The organism is Nocardioidaceae bacterium SCSIO 66511 (assembly GCA_023100825.1).
Classification (GTDB): Bacteria; Actinomycetota; Actinomycetes; order Propionibacteriales; family Nocardioidaceae; genus Solicola.
This window is the reverse complement of the sequence record CP095846.1, coordinates 4,463,851-4,485,380: the sequence shown is the minus strand read 5'-3', so window position 1 is coordinate 4,485,380 and position 21,530 is coordinate 4,463,851. Positions and strand designations below refer to the sequence as shown.

Annotated in this window: 23 protein-coding genes, 1 pseudogene and 1 riboswitch; of the genes and pseudogenes, 14 read left to right on the top strand and 10 right to left on the bottom strand. The window is 66.7% G+C overall.

Annotated features, from left to right (window positions below; all coding sequences use genetic code 11):
* The first annotated feature begins 29 nt into the window (after nucleotides 1–29).
* Nucleotides 30–824, top strand: a complete 795-nt coding sequence (locus MU582_21295) for an LLM class flavin-dependent oxidoreductase (protein ID UPK74935.1) — start codon at nucleotides 30–32, stop codon at nucleotides 822–824.
* A gap of 1 nt (nucleotide 825) precedes the next feature.
* Here MU582_21295 and MU582_21290 read toward each other — a convergent pair whose 3' ends face one another.
* From MU582_21290 to MU582_21275, 4 genes are all read right to left on the bottom strand, one after another.
* The gene (locus tag MU582_21290) at nucleotides 826–1,746 is read right to left on the bottom strand and encodes a cation diffusion facilitator family transporter (GenBank protein ID UPK74934.1); all 921 of its coding nucleotides are present in this window, start codon (nucleotides 1,744–1,746) and stop codon (nucleotides 826–828) included.
* Complete coding sequence (locus MU582_21285; protein ID UPK74933.1) at nucleotides 1,736–2,371, bottom strand: cation transporter; 636 nt, start codon at nucleotides 2,369–2,371, stop codon at nucleotides 1,736–1,738. Before MU582_21285 ends, MU582_21290 begins: the two co-directional genes overlap by 11 nt.
* Nucleotides 2,368–2,694, bottom strand: coding sequence for a metalloregulator ArsR/SmtB family transcription factor (locus MU582_21280; protein ID UPK74932.1), 327 nt, complete (start codon nucleotides 2,692–2,694; stop codon nucleotides 2,368–2,370). Before MU582_21280 ends, MU582_21285 begins: the two co-directional genes overlap by 4 nt.
* Nucleotides 2,695–2,900: 206 nt before the next feature.
* Nucleotides 2,901–3,680: a class I SAM-dependent methyltransferase gene (locus MU582_21275; protein UPK74931.1), complete on the bottom strand. Its 780-nt coding sequence runs from the start codon at nucleotides 3,678–3,680 to the stop codon at nucleotides 2,901–2,903.
* A gap of 197 nt (nucleotides 3,681–3,877) precedes the next feature.
* On the opposite strand from MU582_21275, the gene MU582_21270 reads away from it, so the two are divergent.
* From MU582_21270 to MU582_21250, 5 genes are all read left to right on the top strand, one after another.
* On the top strand, nucleotides 3,878–5,248 hold the full coding sequence (locus MU582_21270; protein ID UPK74930.1) for a hypothetical protein: 1,371 nt from the start codon (nucleotides 3,878–3,880) through the stop codon (nucleotides 5,246–5,248).
* Between the two features lie 140 nt (nucleotides 5,249–5,388).
* Nucleotides 5,389–6,180, top strand: a complete 792-nt coding sequence (locus tag MU582_21265; protein UPK74929.1) for a basic amino acid ABC transporter substrate-binding protein — start codon at nucleotides 5,389–5,391, stop codon at nucleotides 6,178–6,180.
* Between the two features lie 34 nt (nucleotides 6,181–6,214).
* Nucleotides 6,215–6,997, top strand: a complete 783-nt coding sequence (locus tag MU582_21260) for an amino acid ABC transporter permease (protein ID UPK74928.1) — start codon at nucleotides 6,215–6,217, stop codon at nucleotides 6,995–6,997.
* Between the two features lie 3 nt (nucleotides 6,998–7,000).
* The gene (locus MU582_21255; GenBank protein UPK74927.1) at nucleotides 7,001–7,759 is read left to right on the top strand and encodes an amino acid ABC transporter ATP-binding protein; all 759 of its coding nucleotides are present in this window, start codon (nucleotides 7,001–7,003) and stop codon (nucleotides 7,757–7,759) included.
* 1 nt (nucleotide 7,760) lies between these two features.
* Nucleotides 7,761–8,501, top strand: coding sequence for a lipoate--protein ligase family protein (locus MU582_21250; GenBank protein UPK74926.1), 741 nt, complete (start codon nucleotides 7,761–7,763; stop codon nucleotides 8,499–8,501).
* Between the two features lie 62 nt (nucleotides 8,502–8,563).
* On the opposite strand, the gene lhgO is transcribed toward MU582_21250, so the two are convergent.
* Nucleotides 8,564–9,754, bottom strand: a complete 1,191-nt coding sequence (gene lhgO / locus MU582_21245; GenBank protein ID UPK74925.1) for an L-2-hydroxyglutarate oxidase — start codon at nucleotides 9,752–9,754, stop codon at nucleotides 8,564–8,566.
* Nucleotides 9,755–9,897: 143 nt separating this feature from the next.
* Here lhgO and MU582_21240 point away from each other — a divergent pair, with 143 nt between their 5' ends.
* The 3 genes from MU582_21240 (at nucleotide 9,898) to MU582_21230 (ending at nucleotide 11,877) form a co-directional block, all read left to right on the top strand.
* Nucleotides 9,898–10,506: a DNA-3-methyladenine glycosylase I gene (locus tag MU582_21240; GenBank protein UPK74924.1), complete on the top strand. Its 609-nt coding sequence runs from the start codon at nucleotides 9,898–9,900 to the stop codon at nucleotides 10,504–10,506.
* Between the two features lie 63 nt (nucleotides 10,507–10,569).
* Nucleotides 10,570–11,097 (top strand): gamma carbonic anhydrase family protein, encoded by a 528-nt coding sequence (locus tag MU582_21235; GenBank protein UPK74923.1) that lies wholly within the window; start codon nucleotides 10,570–10,572, stop codon nucleotides 11,095–11,097.
* Between the two features lie 201 nt (nucleotides 11,098–11,298).
* Nucleotides 11,299–11,877 (top strand): DedA family protein, encoded by a 579-nt coding sequence (locus tag MU582_21230; protein ID UPK77218.1) that lies wholly within the window; start codon nucleotides 11,299–11,301, stop codon nucleotides 11,875–11,877.
* Nucleotides 11,878–11,943: 66 nt separating this feature from the next.
* On the opposite strand, the pseudogene MU582_21225 reads toward MU582_21230, so the two are convergent.
* A pseudogene (locus MU582_21225) lies at nucleotides 11,944–12,363 on the bottom strand (GGDEF domain-containing protein).
* A gap of 742 nt (nucleotides 12,364–13,105) precedes the next feature.
* On the opposite strand from MU582_21225, the gene MU582_21220 reads away from it, so the two are divergent.
* From MU582_21220 to MU582_21200, 5 genes are all read left to right on the top strand, one after another.
* A complete protein-coding gene (locus MU582_21220) occupies nucleotides 13,106–14,107 on the top strand; it encodes an NAD-dependent epimerase/dehydratase family protein (GenBank protein UPK74922.1) in 1,002 nt (333 codons plus the stop codon).
* A 56-nt stretch (nucleotides 14,108–14,163) separates the two neighbouring features.
* Complete coding sequence (locus MU582_21215; protein ID UPK74921.1) at nucleotides 14,164–14,709, top strand: YbaK/EbsC family protein; 546 nt, start codon at nucleotides 14,164–14,166, stop codon at nucleotides 14,707–14,709.
* Nucleotides 14,710–14,855: 146 nt separating this feature from the next.
* Nucleotides 14,856–15,260 carry a PaaI family thioesterase gene (locus MU582_21210; protein ID UPK74920.1) on the top strand — a complete coding sequence of 135 codons (405 nt, stop codon included), beginning with the start codon at nucleotides 14,856–14,858 and terminating at the stop codon, nucleotides 15,258–15,260.
* Between the two features lie 55 nt (nucleotides 15,261–15,315).
* Nucleotides 15,316–15,406, top strand: a riboswitch (ZMP/ZTP riboswitch).
* A 52-nt stretch (nucleotides 15,407–15,458) separates the two neighbouring features.
* On the top strand, nucleotides 15,459–16,712 hold the full coding sequence (gene serA, locus MU582_21205) for a phosphoglycerate dehydrogenase (GenBank protein ID UPK77217.1): 1,254 nt from the start codon (nucleotides 15,459–15,461) through the stop codon (nucleotides 16,710–16,712).
* A gap of 36 nt (nucleotides 16,713–16,748) precedes the next feature.
* On the top strand, nucleotides 16,749–17,264 hold the full coding sequence (locus MU582_21200) for a hypothetical protein (protein UPK74919.1): 516 nt from the start codon (nucleotides 16,749–16,751) through the stop codon (nucleotides 17,262–17,264).
* Nucleotides 17,265–17,268: 4 nt separating this feature from the next.
* Here MU582_21200 and MU582_21195 read toward each other — a convergent pair whose 3' ends face one another.
* The 4 genes from MU582_21195 to MU582_21180 form a co-directional block, all read right to left on the bottom strand.
* A complete protein-coding gene (locus MU582_21195) occupies nucleotides 17,269–17,733 on the bottom strand; it encodes a DUF1697 domain-containing protein (GenBank protein UPK74918.1) in 465 nt (154 codons plus the stop codon).
* Nucleotides 17,734–17,798: 65 nt separating this feature from the next.
* Nucleotides 17,799–18,593 carry a hypothetical protein gene (locus MU582_21190; GenBank protein ID UPK74917.1) on the bottom strand — a complete coding sequence of 265 codons (795 nt, stop codon included), beginning with the start codon at nucleotides 18,591–18,593 and terminating at the stop codon, nucleotides 17,799–17,801.
* Nucleotides 18,594–18,602: 9 nt separating this feature from the next.
* Complete coding sequence (locus tag MU582_21185; protein ID UPK74916.1) at nucleotides 18,603–20,882, bottom strand: MMPL family transporter; 2,280 nt, start codon at nucleotides 20,880–20,882, stop codon at nucleotides 18,603–18,605.
* A gap of 31 nt (nucleotides 20,883–20,913) precedes the next feature.
* Entirely contained in the window at nucleotides 20,914–21,504 is a 591-nt protein-coding gene (locus MU582_21180; GenBank protein UPK74915.1) for a TetR/AcrR family transcriptional regulator, read from the bottom strand.
* Nucleotides 21,505–21,530 lie beyond the last annotated feature (26 nt).

Here is a 21,530-nt window from a genome sequence, read left to right as displayed (position 1 = left end):
GTCAGAGGCAACTGGCACGATTTCGACCCATGACAGACATCGGAGCCATCTTCCTGCCGCAGAACCCACCCGAGCGCGTACGTGAGGTAGTGCGCGTCGCCGAAGACTCCGGACTCGCCGAGCTCTGGTTCTGGGAAGACTGCTTCTTGGAGAGCGGTATCGCGACTGCGTCCGCCGCACTGGCATGGTCCGATCGGCTCACGGTCGGGGTCGGCCTGTTGCCTGTTCCGCTGCGCAATGTCGCACTCGTCGCGATGGAGGTCGCGACGCTCCAGCGTCTCTTCCCTGGGCGCATCCTCGCCGGAGTCGGCCACGGGGTGCAGGAGTGGATGCACCAGGTCGGGGCACGCGCAGAGTCTCCACTCACCTTGCTGCGTGAGCATCTGACCGCACTTCGCGCGCTGCTGCACGGTGAGGAGGTGACGACCGACGGGCGCTACGTACGTCTCGACCGAGTCGCGCTCGACTGGCCGCCGTCACCGCCGCCTCCGGTGCTCGCCGGTGCGACGGGCCCGAAGACATTGCGCCTCTGCGGTGAGTTGTCCGATGGTGTGATCCTCACGTCTGAATCGACGCTCGACGACGTGCGTAGGGCGCGCGAGCTCATCGAAGAGGGCGCAAACCGATTCGGGCGCGATGCCGCTCCACCCATCACGGCATACCTGAGCACCCGGTCCGGCGACGCACCTGCGACCGCCGGTTCGGTACGCGACCTGGTCGATGCGGGCGCAGGCAAGGTCATCCTCGAGCCAACCACTGACGACGACCCGGACGCCTTCGTACGCTTCGCCGCGCAGGAGGTCGCCCCGCTGCTGGCGTCGTGAGTCAGGGGTGCGGGTCGAACTCGTGCTCGGCGTGCGCGGCCGATTCGAACTGGAACGTCGAGTGCTCGACGCTGACCGGGAAGTGCTCGGCCACGCATGCCTGTAGATCGTCGAGCATCATCGGCAGGTGCCCGTCGTGGAAGCAGGACTCGTCGACGACCACATGGGCGGTGAGTGTCGGCACTCCCGTGGCGATCTGGGTCGCATGCAGATCGTGTACGTCGTGCACATGCGGCACCGCCAGCAAGTGCCGGCGTACGTCGTCGAGGTCGAGGTTCGTCGGGGTCGACTCGAGTAGTACGCGCCCGGAGTCGCGTAGGAGCACGATGGTCCGCGGCAGGATCAGCAATCCGATCAAGAGCGAGACGATCGCGTCTGCGCGGTTCCAGCCGGTGGTTGCGATGATGACTGCCGACGCGATCACCGCAACGGATCCGAGGGTGTCGTTGACGACCTCGAGGAACGCCGCGCGCAGGTTGAGGTTGTGCCCACGCGCCGTCGCGAGCATCGCGATGCCGATCGTGTTGCCGATGAGCCCGATCACTCCGAACACGATCACGCCGGTCGACTCGATCTCTGCGGGCTCGAACAACCGACGGATTCCCTCGAAGAACACGTACACCCCGACCGCGAGCAACAGCAGTGCCTGGACGGCGGCGGCGATGGTCTCGGCGCGCAGGAATCCCCACGTACGTTTGCGGTTCGGCGGCCGGCCGGCGAGATGGGCGGCAGTCAGCGCCATCGCAAGACCGGCCGCGTCGGTCAGCGCGTGACCTGCGTCGGCGAGCAGCGCGAGGCTGCCGGTGATGAACGCGCCGATCGCCTCGGCGACCATGATCGAGACCGTGATCGCCAGCACGATCGCGAGCCGCCGGCGATGTGATGGCTCGACCGGACCTCCGTGGCCATGGTCATGACCCACAGCTCTCACCTCCACAGCAGGTACGTCCGCGCCACGCCTCGCGACCCTCTCGCACCGCCACGGCGGCGATCACCAGCGCTGCGGCTGCGTCGGCCCACGCCCAGCCGAGCAACGCATTGGCGCCGAGCCCGATCAGCACTGCCACTGAGAGGTACGTACACAGCAGAGTCTGTTTTGAGTCGGCGACGGCCGAGCGCGAACCGAGCTCGCGGCCGGCGCGGCGCTGAGCGTACGAGAGGGCGGGCATCACGGCGATGCTGACGGCGGCGAGGACGATCCCGACGGTCGAAGGCGCTGCCTCGCCGTCGCCGATCACCGATCTCAAGGCGTCGACTCCGACATAGGTGGCGAGCGCGAAGAACGAGATCGCGATGATCTTCAGGGCGGTACGCTCGCGTGCCTCCGGATCGTGTCCGCCGAACTGCCAGGCGACCGCAGCCGCCGATGAGACCTCGATCAGTGAGTCGAGACCGAACCCGATCAGCGCGCTCGACGACGCGTGCGCGCCGGCAGTGAGTGCGATGGCGGCTTCGACGAGGTTGTACGTGATCGTCAGTGCGACGAACAGGCGGATGCGCCGGGTGAGGACGGCCCGGCGTTCGGGCGTGCCGACGAGCGATGTCACGACGGCGCCACCTCGTCGGCAGGTGTGCACTCGGGATCGACGACGAGAACCAGGCTGACAAGATCTTCGAGTGCGTGGGCAAGGCGCGCATCGGCAAGCTCATAGCGCGTACGCCGACCCTCGGGGACGGCGACGACGAGCCCGCAGCCGCGCAGACACGCGAGGTGATTGGACATCACCTGACGCGAGACGCCGGCGCCATCGGCAAGATCGGCCGGGTACGCGGGTGAGTCCTTCAACGCCAGCAGCACCGACGTACGGGTGCCATCGGAGAGAGCATGACCGAACCGGGCGAGCGCATCCGTACGCGTTGAAAGCTGCATGCTCCGGATGGTACATGCGAATCTGTATTCACGGAAGGCTGAACTCTCCGCCGCTCCTCATTTTGTATCTATGCGTGATCGGTACAAACCTATTGGAGCGATCACGCATAGATACAAAATGAGGAGGGCCAATACGTGCGGCCCAAGCGGGGAGCGACAGTACGCGCACCCGAACGGATGCGGCAACTAACCGCGTACGAGCGCCGCTACGCGGGCTTGCGCGCGAGCGTGACCTCCCACGTCTGCCGGAACCACACCTCGGAGCCGCGACGATGCGGACGCATCCCGGTACGCTCGCCGCCGTCGAGCTCCGCGACAAGTGCTTCGCGTACGGCATGCGCGCGATCGTTCGGTGTGCACGACTGCGCGAGCCACGGCTCCAGCGGGCGATCCAGCTCGCGTACGACCGGGGGCTCGGCCGACAGCCCGAGATCGCGACACCACGAGGCGATCTCGCCGGGCAGGGGCATCCGCAGATGTGAGTCGTCGCGCAGCGACTCGATGTGGTCCTGGCGCTCGCGGATGCCTGGCTCCGCGGACGCGATCAGGTCTTTGACCGCGATCCGACCGCCCGGGCGGCACGCTGCGACCAGTTGTGAAAGCGCCTGGCGAGGGTCTTCGAAATGGTGGAACGAGAAGCGGGTGACGGCACCGTCGAATGAGCCGGGTTCGACCGGCAGATCGAGCGCGTCACCGAGGACGAAGTCGATGTTGCGTACGCCGTCGGCCGCCGCCTCGCGACGCCCGGCCTCCAACATCGCCTGGGTTGCGTCGACGCACAGCACTCGGCCCACTCGGCGCGCGAGCGTACGCCCGACCAGCCCGGTACCGGCGGCGACGTCGATCCACGATTCGCGCGGTGCGGGGTCGATGAGGTCGACGAGCCAGTCGAGCGCACTCGTGAAGGCGGTGTTGAGGTTCGGATCCGTGAAGGTCTCCGCCTGCTCGGTGAACGCGGCGAGGATGCGGGCGTTGTGGTCGGTCATCGTCCTTACCGTTCGTCGGCTGCACCCCCGATCTGCAGTGAGCGTACGTCGTCGGGCCCGGATCGGCAGCCGAACCCCGACCACTCGGCAGAGTCTCGTATCCGAGAGTGTGAAACAGCTCATGTGATTGCGCGGCTCACGCAACAGCTGATTCATTGGCCTTCTCGGGGGATCCGAGACTACCGAGAGGTAAAGACATGAGATCGACACGAGGCAGGGCGTACGTCGGCCGTTCTCGTTGGCTACTGACCGGTCTGGCAACGGCCGGGCTCGTCGCAACGGCGCTGTCCGGTGCCACCGCGGCCGAACCCGACCGCGCCGACGCAAAACAAGGTCAACAATCCTCGACCCTTCCCAGCGGCCGCACCGACTTTCGTACCCTCGACGACTTCGAGCGCGATATGTCCGAGCTGGCCCGCAGGTTCCCACGAACGGTGAAGAAGTTCGCGCTGCCGTACGAGACGTCGCAGGGACGTACGGTGCACGGACTCGAGATCACCAAGAACGTCAACGCCGAGGACGGCAAGCCGGTCTTCGTCGACGTCGGCGCGCACCACGGCAACGAGTGGCCGAGCGCCGAGCTCACGATGGAGTACGCGTACCACCTCGCCGAGAACGCCGACCGCGGGCCGATCAAGCGCCGACTCAAGAAGACCCGGGTCGTCATCGTGCCGATCATCAACGTAGACGGCTATGTCGCCGACCAGCGGCGTACCGCGACCAACGTCGACATGAACCGCAACTACGGCTTCGGCTGGTTGCCGGGCGAGGACGGCGCGCACGGATCGGCGCCGTGGTCGGAGCCCGAGACGAAGAACGTACGTTGGCTGCTGTCCACTCGGCAGGCGACGGTGTTCAACACCCAGCACACGTGTATCCAGGTGGTGCTCTACCCGCCGTTGCAGAAGGAAGCGGGTCCGATCCAGGACCTCGATCGCGTGCACTCGATGGCGTCGGCCATGGCCGGCAAGCTCGGTCCGACGTACCGTGCGCTGGCTTCGGCCGATGACTACGAGACGACGGGCGAGGCGATCGACTGGTCGTACTACGCGACCCGCGGCCTGTCGACGACCACCGAGACTTGCCCGCCGACGCGGCCCAGCGGCCACGACTTCGAGGCGGAGGTTGTCGACGCGTACGACGGCAACGCGGAGTCGCTCACCGTCGCACTCGACACGGCGGGCGATCGTCGCGGCCACTCGCTCATCACCGGCAAGGCGCCGCGCGGAGCCAAGCTGACGCTCCGCAAGTCGTTCGAGATGTACACCGGGAGCTTCGAGCACGCCGACGGCGAGGTACGCCCGGACGGGTTCGAGCAAGAGCTGACCTCGACGGCGAGAGTCGGCAAGAACGGGCAGTTCAAGATCGCGGTCAACCCGTCGTATCGACCTGTCCCGCCGTACCAGGCGGACGGCACGCACGGCAACCAGAAGGGCTTCCTGAAGGAGCCGTGGCTGCTCACCTGTGAGTCGCCGACCGGGCAGTCGACGACGAGGGTGAACGTCGACCTCGGCGAGAAGGTACGCCGGGTGCTGTCCAAGTGCGGTGACCTCAAGGCGAAGGGCTGATTCAGCGGCGGGTGCGGCAGTCGGATAACGAACCGGTTCCGGTTCGAGGCCGGATTGACCCGATTGCCGTACCCGCCACGACATCGTGCATAAACTGGTGCGGCCCCGGGGGCCGACGAATCATGGAAGGCAGGTCGCCGATGCGACTTCAGACTCTGGCCGCGGTTCTCGCCGCTTCGGCCCTCGCGCTCACCGCATGCGGATCCGATGACGACAGTGGTGGCGGCTCGGGCTCGGGTGACATCTCGACCATCTCCTCCGGCACGCTCACGGTGTGCTCCGACATTCCGTACGAGCCGTTCGAGTACGAGAAGGACGGCGAGTACACCGGTTTCGACATCGACCTGATGACCGAGATCGCCAAGGGCCTCGACCTCGAGCTCGAGGTCAAGGACGTCGGCTTCGACGCCTTGCAGAGCGGCGCATCGCTTGCGGCCGGCCAGTGCGACATCGGCGCGAGCGCGATGACGATCACCGAGGACCGCGAGAAGAACATCGACTTCAGCGAGCCGTACTACGACTCGAAGCAGACCCTGCTCGTGCCATCCGACTCCGACATCGCCTCGATCGACGACCTCTCGGGTACGAAGGTCGGCGTCCAGCAGGGCACCACCGGCAAGTTGTACGCCGAGGAGAACGCCCCCGAGGACGCAGAGCTGGTGTCGTTCCCGAGCGATGCTGAGCTGTACCAGGCGATCAAGTCCGGCAGTATCGACGCGATTCTGCAGGATCTCCCGGTCAACCTCACTCACACCGAGGGCGGCGACTACACGATCGTCGAGGAGTACGACACCGACGAGCACTACGGCTTCGCGGTCAAGGAAGAGGGCGCCGAGGCTCTGCTCGAGGGAGTCAACGAGCAGCTCGCGAAACTGAAGAAGGACGGGAAGTACGACAAGATCTACAACGAGTACTTCTCGACCTCCAACTGATGCCCACCTGCACCCCAGACGAGGGGAGTAGTGCGTGAAGCGCACGACGCGTACCAAGCTCAACCGCGGCGGGCTGTACGTACTGTTCGTGGTCCTCGTTCTCTTGTTCGTGCTGGTCACGGACTGGGCCGCGATAGGGGAGAACTTCCTCGACCTCGACGTCGCAAAGGAGCAGTTCCCCGATGTCGTGACCACGGCGGCGAAGAACACCGTCTTCTACACGGTGATGGCCTTCATCGGTGGCCTGATCCTCGGTCTGGTCTTGGCGCTGATGAAGTTGTCTCCGGTGGCTCCGTACCGCTGGGTCGCCACGATCTACATCGAGATCTTCCGCGGGCTGCCGGCCTTGTTGGTGATCTTCGGGTTCGCCTTTGCCGTGCCGATCGCGTTCCAGTGGCGGCCGAGCCCGGCGTACGTCTTGCCGATCCTCGGCCTGATCGTGGTCTCGGCGGCTTACATCGCCGAGACGATCAGGGCGGGCATCCAGGCCGTGCCGAAGGGGCAGACCGAGGCCGCCCGTTCTCTCGGCATGGGTCCGACGTGGACGATGATCTCGGTGACCCTGCCGCAGGCGTTCCGGATCGTGATTCCGCCTCTGACCAACGAGGTCGTGGTGTTGATCAAGGACACCGCGCTGCTCTTCATCGCCGGTATGGCGTTGCAGGATCGCGAGCTGACCACGTTCGCTCGTGACTCCGTTTCGGAGAGCTTCAACTCGACGCCACTCGTGATCGCCGGGTTGATGTACCTCGTCGTGACGATTCCCCTCACCCAGTTGGTCGCGTACATGGAGCGCCGGATGCAGAGGAGCCGATGAGCGATGACTGATACAGGCCAGCCCGCTGCCGGCGTGCCCGCGATCCAGGTCGAGAAGCTGCACAAGTACTTCGGCAACAACGAGGTGCTCAAGGGCATCGACTTCCACGTCGACCCCGGCGAGGTCGTCTGTGTGATCGGCCCGTCCGGCTCGGGCAAGTCGACGCTGCTGCGCTGTGTGAACCGGCTCGAGGAGCCGACCGACGGCCGCATCTTCGTCGAGGGCATCGACATCACCGACCCCGAGACCGACCTCGACGGCGTACGCACCCGGATCGGGATCGTGTTCCAGCAGTTCAACCTGTTCCCACACCTCACCGTGCTGCGCAACCTCACGCTCGCCCAGCAGCGGGCGAAGAAGCGTAAGAAGGCCGAGGCGATCGACGTCGCGCGGCACAATCTGGAGCGGGTCGGTCTCGCCGACAAGGAGGGCGCGTACCCCGCGCATCTGTCGGGCGGTCAGCAGCAGCGGGTCGCGATCGCGCGGGCACTGTCGATGGACCCCGACATGATGCTGTTCGACGAGCCGACCAGCGCGCTCGACCCGGAGCTGGTCGGCGACGTGCTCGCGGTGATGCGCCAGCTCGCCGACGAGGGCATGACGATGATGGTCGTCACCCACGAGATGGGCTTCGCGCGCGAGGTCGGCGACCGGGTGGTGTTCATGGACGGCGGTGTTGTGGTCGAGCAAGGCCCGCCCGAGGAGCTGTTGGCGAATCCCCAGCATTCGCGTACGCAGGGGTTCCTGTCGAAGGTGCTGTGAGGTGACGCCCGTCGGCGAGGTGCCGGATGGCGACTCGACTCTCGACGTGGCGATCGCCCATGCCCTGCTGAGACAGGCGAGTCGCGGCGAGCGCGGCGAAACGCTGCGGGTCTATCGCCCGGCGGCCGCAACGGTGGCGTTCGGGCGGTCCGACGTACGCAGAGCCGGTATGCCACAAGCGGTCGCCGCGTGCCACGATGCGGGCTTCGTACCGGTCGTACGCGCTCCGGGCGGTCGCGCGGTCGCGTACACCCGAGACGCGGTTGCGCTCGATCACATCTGCCCGGAGACAGATCCCGGTCGTCGGATGCGCCGCCGCTTCGTCGAGTACGGCGAGCTGTTGGCCGATGCGTTGCGCGGCCTCGGCGTCGACACGAACGTCGGTGAGGTGCCCGGTGAGTACTGCCCGGGCGCGTACAGCGTGAACGCCCGCGGCGTGGTGAAGCTGGTCGGCACCGCGCAGCGGGTCGTCCGTGATGCTTGGCTGTTCAGCGCAGTGGTCATCGTCGATGGCGCGGCCGAACTCGCGCCGTTGCTGCGTCGGGTGTACGACGCGCTGGAGCTACCGTTCGACACGGCATCCGTCGGGTCCGTACGCGACGAGGCTGGTGCGGTCGAGCTGGCCGGGGTCGAGCGGGCGGTCGTCGAGGCGTACCCCGTAGCGCGACTCGAATCGATCGACGAACAGACGCTGGCTGAGGCCCGCGACCTGCTGCCCGATCACGCCCTACCACCCCGCTGAGCCGCACGTTTCGGTCCCGTTGAAACGGTTCAGAGGGGCTGAAACGTGCGGGCCAGCGGGGGTTAGCCAGCCAGTAGTCGGCCCGCGATCAGCTCGCCGATCGGCAGCGCCGAGGTCGCCGCCGGCGATGGTGCATTGAGTACGTGCAGCATCCGACCGGTGCGCTCGAACGTGAAGTCGTGCAGCAGGTTGCCGCGTCCGTCGACGGCTTGCGCGCGGATGCCGGCCTCTGCGGGCAGCAGGTCATCGAGCGTCAGGGACGGGCAGTAGCGGCGGCACTGCTCGAGGTACGCCCGGCGCGACAGCGACCGCCATTGTTCGGCGGCCCCCACCTTGGCGTACGTACGCGCGAGTCGCCAGAAGCCCGGGAAGCTCGCGATCTCACGTACGTCGCGAACGGAAACGGCGCCACGTCGGTACCCCTCCCGAGACAGCCCGAGTACGGCGTTGGGACCCACTGAGACTCCGCCGTCGAACATCGGGGTGAGGTGCACTCCGAGGAACGGCAGTGCCGGATCCGGCACCGGGTAGATCATCCGCGAGACGATGTCGGACCGCTCGGCGCGGAGGCGGTAGTACTCGCCACGGAACGGCAGAATGCGTACGTCGGACGAAATGCCGGCCATCGCCGCCAGCCGGTCGGACTGCAGACCGGCGCACACGATGAGGCGGTCGACCTGCCATAGGTGATCCGACGACGACACGAGTACCTGCGATGCCTCCTCGCGGATCGCGGTCACCTCGGCCTCGGTGACGATCTCGCCGCCGGCCTTCTCGATGTCGGTACGCAGCGCCTCGCAGATCAGGCCGTAGTCGACGCAGGCGGTCGACGGTACGAGCAGGGCAGCGTCGCCGGAGACATTGGGCTCCTCGGCGTGTAGCTCGGCCGCGTCGAGTCGGTGCACCTCGATCGAGTTCTGTGCCGCGCGACCTTCCAGCGCAGACAGGCGGCCGAGCTCGGTCGGGTCGGTTGCGACGATCAGCTTGCCCGTCGACGCGATCGGGATGCCGTGGTCCGCGCAGAACTCCCGGGTCTCTCGTACGCCGCGTCGGCACAGCTCGGCCTTGAAGGAGCCGGGCTCGTAGTAGATGCCGGAGTGGATGACTCCGCTGTTGTGTCCGGTCTGGTGGCGCCCGAGTCGGGATTCCTTCTCGAGGAGCAGCACGCTTGCACCGGGCCGCTGCTGGAGCAGCTGCCGTGCCGTCGACAGGCCGACGATGCCGCCGCCGATCACACAGAAGTCATACCTCATCGCCACCGCAGCCTATTCCAGATCGGATCACCCGCGGGTGCGGCAAGTGACTCAACAGTTAAGTTGTGCGCTGCGTGACCATCCGTTGCCGACGACGCGAGGGTCCGACCCGGGTGTCACCGCACTACGCCAGACTGGACGTCATGAGCCTCGACGATCCGGCCACGGTCGACGGCGCAATCGTCGGAGCTGACGGTCGCGCCCGGTGTCCGTGGGCCGCGACCAACCCGATCAACCGCGACTACCACGACACCGAGTGGGGGCTGCCCGTACACGGTGAGCAGGCGCTGCTGGAGCGGATCAGTCTCGAGGCGTTCCAGTCGGGACTGAGCTGGTTGACGATTCTGCGCAAGCGACCGGCGTTCCGCGCGGCGTTCCGCAACTTCGATGCCGACGAGATCGCCGCATTTGGCGCCTCCGACATCGAGCGCCTGATGGGCGACGCCGAAATCGTACGTAACCACGCCAAGATCGTCGCGACCATCGCCAATGCCCGTGCGACGATCGAACTACGCGATGACATCGGGCTCGACGCCCTCATCTGGTCGTATCGCATCGACGACCCGCCGGCGCCGCGCAGTTCAGCAGAGGTTCCGACGACGAGCCCGGAGTCGAAGGCGCTCGCTCGCGATCTGAAACGACGAGGCTTCTCCTTCGTCGGCCCGACCACGGCCCATGCACTGATGGAGGCAATCGGCCTGGTCGACACCCACCTCGCCGACTGTCATCGTCGCGGGTGCCGTGACCTCTGACCGATGCGTTGCGGCGTTGCCACGTACGCTTGGCGCGCACGACAAGTCATCTGGAGGCCAGCCTTGAACGACTACATCCGTCGGTCCGCACATGGCGCCGCTCCGCAGGTCGCCGACTCCGCGTGGGTGGCACCCGGTGCGGCCCTTCTCGGCGATGTCGTCCTTCGCGACGGCGCCTCGGTCTGGTACACCGCCGTGCTGCGCGGTGACAAGGAGCGCATCGACCTCGGCGTCGACAGCAACCTGCAAGACGGGGTCGTCGTCCACACCGACTCCGGATTTCCCAGCCGGCTCGGCACGGGCGTGTCAGTCGGGCATCGTGCGGTCATCCACGGGGCAATTGTCGAAGACAACTGCCTCATCGGCATGGGCGCAATCCTGCTCAACGGTTCGGTGATCGGCGAAGGCTCACTCGTGGCCGCCGGCACGGTCGTACTCGAAGGCACAGTGGTGCCGCCGGGTTCGCTGGTCGCAGGAGTGCCGGGCAAGGTACGCCGCGAGCTCACCGACGAGGAGCGTCAGGGCGTCATCGACAACGCGCGCACGTACACCGAGCTGCGCGAGGTCCATCGCAACGCCGAGCCCGCCTAGTTCAACCCGACCACGGTCTGAACGACGTACGTCACGATGGACCCGTGGACCGATCACGCGGGCCGACCGCACCGCGTACGTTGACGGTCACGTCCGTCCGAGAGAGGTAACTGAGTGCACACGCTGTCGACCGCGGTGATGATCGCGAGTTCCAACACCGGCGAACCCACAGGCGGGGTCGCCGGCTGGGCCGTCGACATGATGGAGAAGCTCGGCGTCTTCGGCGCCGGTCTGGCGATCGCGCTGGAGAATCTCTTTCCCCCGTTACCGAGCGAGATCATCCTTCCGCTCGCCGGCTTCACCGCCAGCCGCGGGGAGTTCAACCTGGTATCCGTCATCATCGCGACCACGATCGGTTCGGTCGTCGGTGCGGTCGTGCTCTATTACGTAGGCGTCCTGTTCGGTCGCGACCGGTTGCGGGCCGTCGTCGACAAGATGCCCCTCGTCAAGCTCGACGACGTCGATCGCGCCGAGGCGTGGTTCGAGCGGCATGGCCGCAAGGCGGTCTTCTTCGGCCGGATGATCCCGATCTTCCGCAGCCTGATCTCGATTCCCGCCGGGCTCGAGCGGATGCGCCTGTTGACCTTCCTGGTCCTCACCATGGCCGGCAGCCTGATCTGGAACACCATCTTCGTCGTCGCCGGTTATCGTCTCGGCGAGCGCTGGGACGAGGTCGAGAAGTACGCCGGAGCCTTCCAGAACGTCGTGATCGCCGTCGTCGCGATTGCGGTGATTGCGTTCATCGTCGTGCGTGTCCTGCGTCGCCGTCGCCGCGTTTGAGGCCATCCGGGAGCGTTTGGCTCGGTAGAGCCGGCGATCCGCCGTGGCGTACAGCGCATCGAGGTCGACGCCGTCGTTCGGTGCCGTCGCAACGCCGACGCTGATCGACATCCGCCAGCGAGAACCGGGCGCAACGTCCACCAGAGCGAGCGCGCGCTCCAGCTTCGACGCGTACGAGACCGCCTGTGTGTACGTACGACCGGGCATCAGCACTGCGGTCTCGTCGCCGCCGAGTCTGGTGACGACGTCGTCGCTTCGCGCGGCCATCATCGCGGTCGTCGCAAGCTCGATCAGGACGCGGTCTCCGACGGGGTGACCGTACGCATCGTTGATGGCCTTGAGTCCGTCGACATCGGCGAGGACCAGTGAGATCGGCGTCGCGGGGTGCCCGGATGCGTGTCCGGCAAAGGCCGTCTCGAGTACCCGGCGCGTGGTGAGCCCGGTCAGGCTGTCGACATGGGCTTCAGCGCGCAGACGTTCGATCATCCGTAGCTCGCGGGAACGCAACGAGGCGACCACCGCGGTGATCCCGCAGAGGCCCGCGCCGACGGCACCGAGGTTGGCAAGCGCGATCGTCGTGGGGTACGCGGTGAATGAGAGAACTCCGCACGCGATCACGCAGTAGCCGGTCATCGTCCAAGCGCCGACCGGGCGGTAGAAGAACGCGGCGTAGAGAACCGCCCAGCAGAGATAGATCTTCGAGGTCGTACCCGGAGTCGTCACGGCTGCCCCGGCCGTCCAGATCGGCACCGCGAGCGCGGGTAGGACGTAACACAGCACGGTCGGTACGCGGTCGCCGATCGCGACGAGCACACAGCCGACTACGACCGCGAGGATCATCCAGACGATGAGACCGACGTGAAAAGTCGTCACGTCACTGAGGGCCCTGCGCAACAGCGCAGGCAGACATACCCCGGCGGTCCCGATGATCGCGAGCAAACCCATCGCCCGACCAGCGGAAGCGCGTTGCATGCGGTGATTGCCGGCGCCTCGCCCGAGCGCCGCTAGTGCGTGCACCCGAGTCTCCCTACCCGTCACAATCGACATGTCGGAGTGTACAGACGTGCTCGCTATCCGTCAGCAGGTTGCACGGGATGCGATCGCCCGGACACCCGAGCGGAGTCACGTGTCGGGATCGCGCACCATGCCGCTGGCGCCTTGGCCGCACGCGTTCTGCGCAGCGCGTAACGGGCTGGCGGTCTGGCCGGATCCTCGATGAACTGTGCACATGGCAAGAACACTGATCCTCGGCGGAACGGGATGGCTCAGCGGCGAGGTGGCACGTCAGGCAGCTGGGCGTGGTGACGAGGTCGTCTGCCTCGCCCGCGGCGAGAGCGGGGCTCCCCCCGACGGCGTACGCCTCGTCAAGGCCGACCGAGACTCCTTCGATGCGTACGCCGAGGTGGCTGACACCGATTGGGACCTCGTCGTCGATGTCAGCCGACAGCCCCGGCACGTACACGGTGCTGTTGAGGCATTGGCCGAATCGGCGGGCCACTGGGTGTTCGTGTCGACCTGCTCGGTGTACGCAGATCACTCGCGTGTCGGTGCGGACGAGTCGGATCGGCTATTGCCCGCGCTGCAAGGGGATTGGGCGGACATCGAGACGTACGGCGAGGGCAAGGTCGCCTGCGAGGAGCATTGCGTCGCAGCGCTCGGTGAACGGGTCACCCTTGCGCGCGTCGGGCTGATGGGCGGCAGCGGCGACGCGAGCGACCGGTTCGGCTACTGGCCGGGGCGTTTCGCGCTCGCCGGAGACGAGCCGGTGCTCGTACCCGACGCCGACGATATGGCGACCGAGATCATCCACGTCGGTGACGTCGCGGCATGGTTGCTGTTGGCAGGCGAGAAGAGACTGGGCGGCGCGTACAACGTGCTCGGTCCGACCGAACGCCTCGGCGACACACTCGCGCTCGCGCGCAGCATCGGCGGTCATTCGGGCGAGGTGGTACGCGTCCCGAGCGACTGGCTGGAGCAGCAGGGCGTCAACCCGTTCATGGGCGAGCGGTCGGTGCCGCTGTGGATCCCCGATCCCGAGTGGGTCGGCTTCAGTGCCCGTAGCGCCGATAAGGCGGTCGCCGCTGGTCTCGTACGCCGAACTACCGAGGAGACGTTGCGCGACTCGCTGGCGTACGAACGCGAGCTCGGACTGGATCGTACGCAGCGGCGGGCCGGTCTCACCCGCGAGCAGGAGCTCGGCCTGATCGCCGACTGGCGCGCCTCCCGCTGAGTCGTCACTCCTGGACCGGGAGCGGCCACGTTGGGAGCCGATGGCAGGCTGGCTGGGTGACGCATACGTACGGAACTCTCGACACCGAACCCGCTCGCGAGCGGCCCGATCTGCTCGGTCCTCCGGTAGCGAAGGCGATCGGCGATCTCCCCGACGAGGTAGCTGCCGGTATCCGCGTAGCCGAGATCGACCCAGATCTCGCCGACACTGCAGCGATGACGGAGGCGTACGGACTGTCTCTCGACATCTCCGCGAACTGCGTCGTCGTCGCGGGTCGCCGGGCAGGGGAGGAACGCCACGCCGCCTGCGTCATCCTCGCGACCACTCGGGCAGATGTGAACAATGTGGTTCGCCGGCGCCTCGACGTACGAAAGGCGTCGTTCGCGTCGACCGACTTCGCAACGGAGACGACGGGCATGGAGTACGGCGGCATTACGCCGGTCGGCCTGCCCGCGCAGTGGCCGCTGTTGGTCGACCGGGCGGTGACCGAAGCCGGTGACGTCTGCATCGGCAGCGGCGTCCGTCGCTCGAAGCTGTTCCTACCCGGCGCCTCCCTCGCCCTCCTGCCGGGGGCAGAAGTGGTCGACGGACTCGGCCGATAGCGCTACCCAGTACGAGCCCGTGCTTTGATCGGCGACCACACGCGTACGGCCTGATGTGACGCCCCGTCGTGGCACGGCCTCAGCGCGCGAGCATAGGGTCGGCAGCGGTGCCGTCGGATGGCGGTCCCAGATCATCAGGAGTGTCCATGACCCTCGACCCGGAGTTCGTCGATCAAGGGCTGAGCAAGGTGCTCGGGCTGGAGTACGAGCGTGTCGATGCCGACGGCGTCGTCATCTCCTGGACCGCGTCGAAGGACCATCTGCAGCCGTGGGGCATCGTGCACGGCGGGGTCTACTGCGCGGTCAACGAGACGGCGGCGAGTATCGCCGCCCAGGCGTGGTTCGGAGACCGCGGCATCGTCGTCGGGGTGAACAACAACACTGACTTCCTCCGCCAGGCCAAGGAGGGCACGCGCCTGACCGCGACCGCGACACCGGTCCATCGCGGGCGCAGTCAGCAGCTGTGGCTGATCGAGACCAACGACGATGAGGGGCGTCTCGTCGCCCGCGGGCAGGTACGACTCGCGAACCTCGCCGGTGCCGCCGGATAGCCGAGATCTTCCGCGATGCGGACAGCCGCAGGCGTACGAATGGCGCGCCGTATGATGGAGCGGTCGTGACTGGCGTTCAGGTGGGACCACCATCAGGAAGCGACGGCAAGAAGTAGACCGCTGGACCGTACGCCTGGGTCCGGGTCGGCACAGCAGCATCTGCTGACTCGATAGGACACAGGAGGGTCCATGACGACGATGACAACCATGACGCAGACGACTACCGTTCCGGCCGGTCGGGTCGAAGACGGCGACGTACGCGCGCTGTTGCTCGAGAACATCCACCCCGATGCGGCCGCGTACCTTCGCGAGCAGGGCTACCAGGTCGAGACGGTGGCGGGTGCGCTCGACGAGGCCACGCTGATCGAGCGGGTCAAGGGCGTACACCTGCTCGGCATCCGCTCGGGTACGAACGTCACCGACGCCGTGCTGGAGGCGGGTGACCAGTTGCTGGCGGTCGGCGCGTTCTGCATCGGCACCAACCAGATCGACCTCGAGGCCGCCGCTGCCCGCGGAGTCGCGGTGTTCAACGCACCGTTCTCCAACACGCGCAGTGTCGTCGAGCTCGCGATCGCCGAGATCATCTCGCTGGCCCGCCGGCTGAACGAGAAGAGCTACGACATGCACGCCGGCGTCTGGAACAAGTCGGCCAAGGGCAGCCACGAGATCCGCGGCCGCAAGCTCGGCATCGTCGGGTACGGCAACATCGGCAGCCAGCTGTCGGTGATCGCAGAGGCGCTCGGCATGTCGGTCTACTTCTACGACACCGCCGACAAGCTCGCCCTCGGCAACGCGAAGAAATGCGAGACGCTACACGAGCTGCTGGAGACCGTCGACGTCGTCACCCTGCACGTCGACGGCCGGCCCGGCAACGCGGGGCTCTTCGGGCCCGATGAGTTCGCCCGGATGAAACCCCGCGCGATCTTCCTCAACCTCTCCCGCGGTATCGCCGTCGACACCGCCGCGCTGCGCGAGAACATCGAGTCCGGCCACGTCGCGGGTGCGGCGATCGACGTCTTCCCGGTCGAGCCGAAGAAGCAGGGCGACCCGTTCGAGTCCGAGCTGCGCGGCTTGGCGAACGTCATCCTCACCCCGCATGTCGGCGGTTCGACGATGGAAGCGCAGCAGGACATCGGAAAGTTCGTCTCGGGCAAGCTCGCGTCGTACCTCAAGACGGGCGGCACCGAGCTGAGCCCTAACCTGCCGGCGCTCGCGGTGCCGGCGCATGCAGGTGCACACCGGCTCGTACACATCCACCGCAACCTGCCGCGCGTGCTCGCGACGATCAACAGCATCCTCGGCGACCATGAGGTCAACATCGAGGCGCAGGCGTTGGGCACCAGCGGTGACATCGGCTACGTGATCACCGACGTCGGTGAGGCCGTCGATGCCGAGGTGCTCTCCACGCTCGCCGGCCTACCCGAGACGATCCGCCTTCGGTTGGTTTCCTGACGTCCACGCATGTGATCGCTACTACGATGTCGAGGCATGAGAGCGCATCGCATCGTTGCATCCGTAGCTGCCGGGTTCCTGCTTGTCGGTACGCTCGGCGCCCCCGTCGACGCCAACGTACGTAAGTTCCGCGACAAGCGTGGGGATGCCAAAGGCTCGATCGACATCACGAAGGTCCGGGTCGACAACTCGACCAAGCATCGCAACAAGGTAGTCGTACGAGTCAAGCAGCGAGGTTTTCGCAGCGGCGGCCTTGTGGAGGTCTACCTGGACACCAAGCCGAAGCGGAAGGGCCCGGAGTTCCGGCTCACCGGCTACGTCGGCAGTGAGTACGCCATGCGGCGGATGAAGAGCTGGAAGAAGCCGGGCAGCGTCGTGAAGTGCCCGGGCTACGCGATGAAGATGGTCGGTAAGGGCAAGACTCGAGCCGTGTTCAAGCGCGGTTGCATCGGTAAGCCCGGCAAGGTGCGGGTGGCAGTCCACACCAACCGCGGCAACAGATCTGACTGGGCTCGCGGTGTTTTCCGTTGGCTGGGATGGGTCAAGCGCTGATCTCTTACGAGGTGAGTTCGATCAGCTTCTGTGCCGTGCGCCAATTACGCGCGGTGCCGGGCACACCGAGCAGCTTCTGCATCAGCACGGGCGTGAGCTTCGTGCCTTGTACACCGGTCGCGTACCGCACGTAGACCTCTCGTCCGACGACTCGGCATACGTCGCCGAAGTCGCGTCCGTGGAGGGCGTCGACTCCTTCGGCCGATGGTTCGTCGGCGAGATAGACGATGTGCATCAGTTTCGGCTCGAAGTCGGTGTACGGATTGTGCTCGACGGCTGCGACCAGGTCATCGTGCGTACGCCCGATCGCGGGAGTCTCGACGCCGAACTCATCGGCGATCGTCGCCTCCAGCTCGCGCAACGACGCGTCGAGATCGGGCGGAGCGGAGCAGATGATGTTGCCGCTCGCGATGTAGGTAGACACCTCGGCGAGACCGATGCGACCGCACAGGGTACGAAGGTCTGCCATGGGCACCCGGTTGTGACCGCCGACGTTGACCGCGCGCAGCAGGATCGCGACGCGTTCGGTGACGGTCAGAAGTCGAATCCGTCGAACATGCCGCCGATGCTGTCGCCGATGTCGCCGAACATATCGCCGACACCCTCACCCAGGCCCCCGATGCCTTCGCCGAGGCCCTCACCGAGTCCGGCGAGACCTTCGCCGAGGCCGGGTCCGATCATCATGCCCATGAACATCATCGGGAGCATGTTCATACCGAAGTAGCCGCCGGCGTACGAGGCGTACGCGGGCCCGCCGTTCCAGTAAGGCCGGCGCTCGGATCCGACCATCACCTTGCGGATATCGGGCTCTGCTCCGGCGCGTACGCGCTCGGCGTCGAGAGCACACGCGGGCACGTCACGGGCGGTGCCGCCCGGTGGTGTGTACGAGACGTCCTCGGTTGCCATGCCGTGGCGCGGGTCGAAGAAGCACGGCGGACGCCGCGAAGGCAGCGACTCGCCGGCCACTCGTGCCTGCACGCAAGCCATCGCGTAGCGGCCGTCTTCGAGGATCTCGGTCACGTGCTTGACATCGTCGGGCTTCTTGACTGCTGGCACGGCCGCCTTGGCCGCCTCGTACGCGTCGAGGGCCCGCTGGTAGTCGGCCCGCTCACCCTCGTCGAGGGTGCGGCCGGCGAGCTCGAGGTCGAGCTCCTGCAACTCCTCGCCGAGCGCGGTGACGTCTTCGTCGGCCAGCCGCTTCACCGGCGCGAGGTCGCGCTCGAGCTCCTCGGCGCGCCGGAGCTCAGCGGCGGCCTTCGCGCGCTTGGCGACGAAGACGATGCCGGCGACGATTGCGGCGAGGACGAGCAGGCCGATCAGGAAGTCCATGAAACCAGCCTACGTGGTCACGTCGACGCGGTCACTGTCGTCGGCGGACTCCGCTTCGAGCTTGCGGCGCAGACTCTCACCCTCGATGTCGACGTTGGGCAGGATGCGGTCCAGCCAGCGCGGCAGCCACCACATCTTGTCACCGACGATCGCCATGAACGCTGGTACGAGGGTCATCCGGACCAGGAACGCGTCGGCGAGGATGCCGAACGCCAGTCCGAAGCCGATTGTCTTGATCATTGCGTCATCGCCGAGTGCGAACCCGCCGAACACGCCGATCATGATCGCGGCCGCCGCTGTGACGACCCGCGCGCCGAACTGGAACCCGCGTACGACCGATTCGTGGGCCGACCTTCCGTGCACGTACTCCTCACGCATCCGCGAGACCAGGAAGACCTCGTAGTCCATCGCAAGGCCGAACAGGATTCCCACGAGCAGCAAGGGGAGCAGGCTCATGATCGGTCCGGGTTTGTCGACGCCGAGCAGATCGGCCATCCAGCCCCACTGGAAGACCGCGACGGTCGCACCGAGCGCGACGACAACGGACACCAGGAAGCCGAGCATCGCCTTGAGCGGCACCAGCAGCGATCGGAACACCACGGTGAGCAGGACGAACGCGATCCCGACGACGACCAGCAGGTACTTCGGGAACGCATCGTTCATCGAGTCCGAGACGTCGATGCCGAGCGCCGTCTGACCGGTGACCAGGACCCGCGCACCGGTCTTGTCCTCGACTTGTTGCACGGTGTCGCGGATGTCGTGCACCAGCTGCTGGGTATCGGCGTCGGCCGGCCCGCTCGTGGGCACCACGGTGATCGTCGCGTACTGCCCCTGCTGCAGCAGGCCTTGGTACGTCCGGAGTTGTTGCTGATAGGCCTTCTGGGCAGCCGGGTCATCGGACTGCGGCGGCGCGGGCTCGGCCGGTACGACCGCCGCGACGTCCTTCTCGTGTCCCTGCAGCGCCTTGGTCGTCGCTGCCACCGCGGCCTCCGGGTCGTCGGCGTTCTTGGTGTCGACAACGACCATGAGCGGCCCGTTCGTACCCGCACCGAAGTTGTCGGCGATCAGGTCGTACGCCTGCCGCGCGGAGCTGTCCTCGGGCTGCGAGCCGTTGTCGGGAAGTGCCAGCTTCATATCGGTCATCGGGAACGCGATCGCTCCGGCGACGAGGATCCCGATGACGAACGTCCAGGCCTTGTGGTGGGTGAGCAGATCTGCCCACCGGCGGCCCATGGTGCGTCCACCGGAGGTGTCTTCGGGGTCGCGCGCCTTCAGGAACGGGATCTTGCCGCCGAGAATCCGTTGCTTGGCGAAGCCGAACAGCGCGGGGAGGAGGGTCAGCGCGATCAGTACCGCGATGGCAACGGTGATCGCCGCCGCGACGCCCATCTCGGTGAGGATCCGGATGTTGACGACCGAGAGTCCGAGGAGCGCGACCACAACGGTCAGCCCAGCGAAGACCACTGCGCTGCCGGCGGTTCCGACAGCTCGGCCCGCAGCCTCCTCGGGGTCGCGGCCGAGATGGATTTCGTGCCGGAAGCGCGACGCGATGAACAGCGCGTAGTCGATGCCGACGGCGAGCCCGAGCATGGTCGCGAGGGTCGGAGTGGTCGAGCCGAGGTCCATGAATCCGGTCGCGGTGGTGATCCCGGCGACGCCGATGCCGACGCCGACCAACGCCGTCAGCAGCGGCATGCCAGCGGCGATCAACGAGCCGAACGTGATTACGAGTACGAACAACGCGATGCCGATGCCGATCAGTTCTTCGGTGCCGCCGACCGGGATCTCCTGCAGCGCATCGCCGCCGACCTCGACGCGTAGATCGGCGCCGACGTCGTCGGGTGCGTCCTCGAGGGCGGAGGTGTCCTCGTGGGTGAGCTGCAGTGAGTTCCCGTCATAGCGGATGTCCGCGACGCCGACCCGGCCGTTCTCGGAGATGGTCTGGCTCTGGTACGGGCTGGTGATGGAGCTGACGCTCTCGGTGTCGAGGTCGGCGAGGCTCTGCTTGATCGCCTGCTGCACCTGCGGGTCGTTCAGCGTCGAGCCCTTCGGCGCCTCGTAGACGATCTGGGCCGTGGCGCCGTCGGGCGATGCCTCGGGCGTACGGTCCTTGATCAGGTCGAACGCCTGCACGGACTCGATGCCCGGAATGTCGAAGTCGTCTTTCGTGTCGCCGGCCAAGGTGGCCGCACCGACGCCTGCGGCGACGAGCGCCGTGAGCCAGACGCCGAGCACGATCCAGCGGCGCCGGTAGGCGGCGCGGCCGAGTCGGTAGAGATACCAAGCCATGGTCTTCTTCCCCCTGTTGGGTGGGTGCGGGTCAGCTGATGCCGAGTGCGGGCACGACGACGGATTCGACGAGCCCGATGAGGTACTCCTCGTCGGGAGGTTGTTCTTCGATGAACTCGCGCAGGATGTACGGGCCCGCGAGCACGAGCTGTACGTACGGGATCGCGGGCGCGTCTGGTTCGATCTCGCCCCGCTCGGCGGCCTTGGCGAACAGCCGATTGAACGGGTCCTCCGGAAGGTTCATCCGCTCGCGCATCGCCGCTGCGAGCTCGGGGTTGCCGGTGCAGGCGTGGATGATCGCGTGCACCAGTCCGACGTCGGTCAGCGGAGCGGCGAGTGAGACGCGCACCCATTCGTGCAAGTCGGTACGAAGGGAGCCGGTGTCGATCGTGGCGACCTCGTCGTACGGGCGGGTGGCTTCGAGCGCGTCCACGACGAGGGTCTGCTTACCGCCCCACTGTCGGTAGAGCGTCGCCTTGCTGATGCTGGCGGCATGCGCGACCGCGTCCATCGTGAGGCTTTCGTACCCGTGCTCGACGAGTAACGCGACCACGGAGTCGTACACCTCTTGGGTGCGCTCGGGCGAGAGTCGGCCTCGCCCTCTCGTGGTGGTGTCGGACATGGGATCGCCTCTGGTCTGCGGTGAAC

What these genes read in the sequence shown, in the direction of transcription:
- MU582_21295 (UPK74935.1), top strand. Translation starts at nt 30, where the DNA reads ATGACAGACATCGGAGCCATCTTCCTGCCGCAGAACCCACCCGAGCGC.
- MU582_21280 (UPK74932.1), bottom strand. Translation starts at nt 2,694, where the DNA reads ATGCAGCTTTCAACGCGTACGGATGCGCTCGCCCGGTTCGGTCATGCT.
- MU582_21275 (UPK74931.1), bottom strand. Translation starts at nt 3,680, where the DNA reads ATGACCGACCACAACGCCCGCATCCTCGCCGCGTTCACCGAGCAGGCG.
- MU582_21270 (UPK74930.1), top strand. Translation starts at nt 3,878, where the DNA reads ATGAGATCGACACGAGGCAGGGCGTACGTCGGCCGTTCTCGTTGGCTA.
- MU582_21265 (UPK74929.1), top strand. Translation starts at nt 5,389, where the DNA reads ATGCGACTTCAGACTCTGGCCGCGGTTCTCGCCGCTTCGGCCCTCGCG.
- MU582_21255 (UPK74927.1), top strand. Translation starts at nt 7,001, where the DNA reads ATGACTGATACAGGCCAGCCCGCTGCCGGCGTGCCCGCGATCCAGGTC.
- lhgO (UPK74925.1), bottom strand. Translation starts at nt 9,754, where the DNA reads ATGAGGTATGACTTCTGTGTGATCGGCGGCGGCATCGTCGGCCTGTCG.
- MU582_21240 (UPK74924.1), top strand. Translation starts at nt 9,898, where the DNA reads ATGAGCCTCGACGATCCGGCCACGGTCGACGGCGCAATCGTCGGAGCT.
- MU582_21230 (UPK77218.1), top strand. Translation starts at nt 11,299, where the DNA reads ATGGAGAAGCTCGGCGTCTTCGGCGCCGGTCTGGCGATCGCGCTGGAG.
- MU582_21220 (UPK74922.1), top strand. Translation starts at nt 13,106, where the DNA reads ATGGCAAGAACACTGATCCTCGGCGGAACGGGATGGCTCAGCGGCGAG.
- MU582_21210 (UPK74920.1), top strand. Translation starts at nt 14,856, where the DNA reads ATGACCCTCGACCCGGAGTTCGTCGATCAAGGGCTGAGCAAGGTGCTC.
- serA (UPK77217.1), top strand. Translation starts at nt 15,459, where the DNA reads ATGACAACCATGACGCAGACGACTACCGTTCCGGCCGGTCGGGTCGAA.
- MU582_21200 (UPK74919.1), top strand. Translation starts at nt 16,749, where the DNA reads ATGAGAGCGCATCGCATCGTTGCATCCGTAGCTGCCGGGTTCCTGCTT.
- MU582_21195 (UPK74918.1), bottom strand. Translation starts at nt 17,733, where the DNA reads ATGGCAGACCTTCGTACCCTGTGCGGTCGCATCGGTCTCGCCGAGGTG.
- MU582_21190 (UPK74917.1), bottom strand. Translation starts at nt 18,593, where the DNA reads ATGGACTTCCTGATCGGCCTGCTCGTCCTCGCCGCAATCGTCGCCGGC.
- MU582_21185 (UPK74916.1), bottom strand. Translation starts at nt 20,882, where the DNA reads ATGGCTTGGTATCTCTACCGACTCGGCCGCGCCGCCTACCGGCGCCGC.
- MU582_21180 (UPK74915.1), bottom strand. Translation starts at nt 21,504, where the DNA reads ATGTCCGACACCACCACGAGAGGGCGAGGCCGACTCTCGCCCGAGCGC.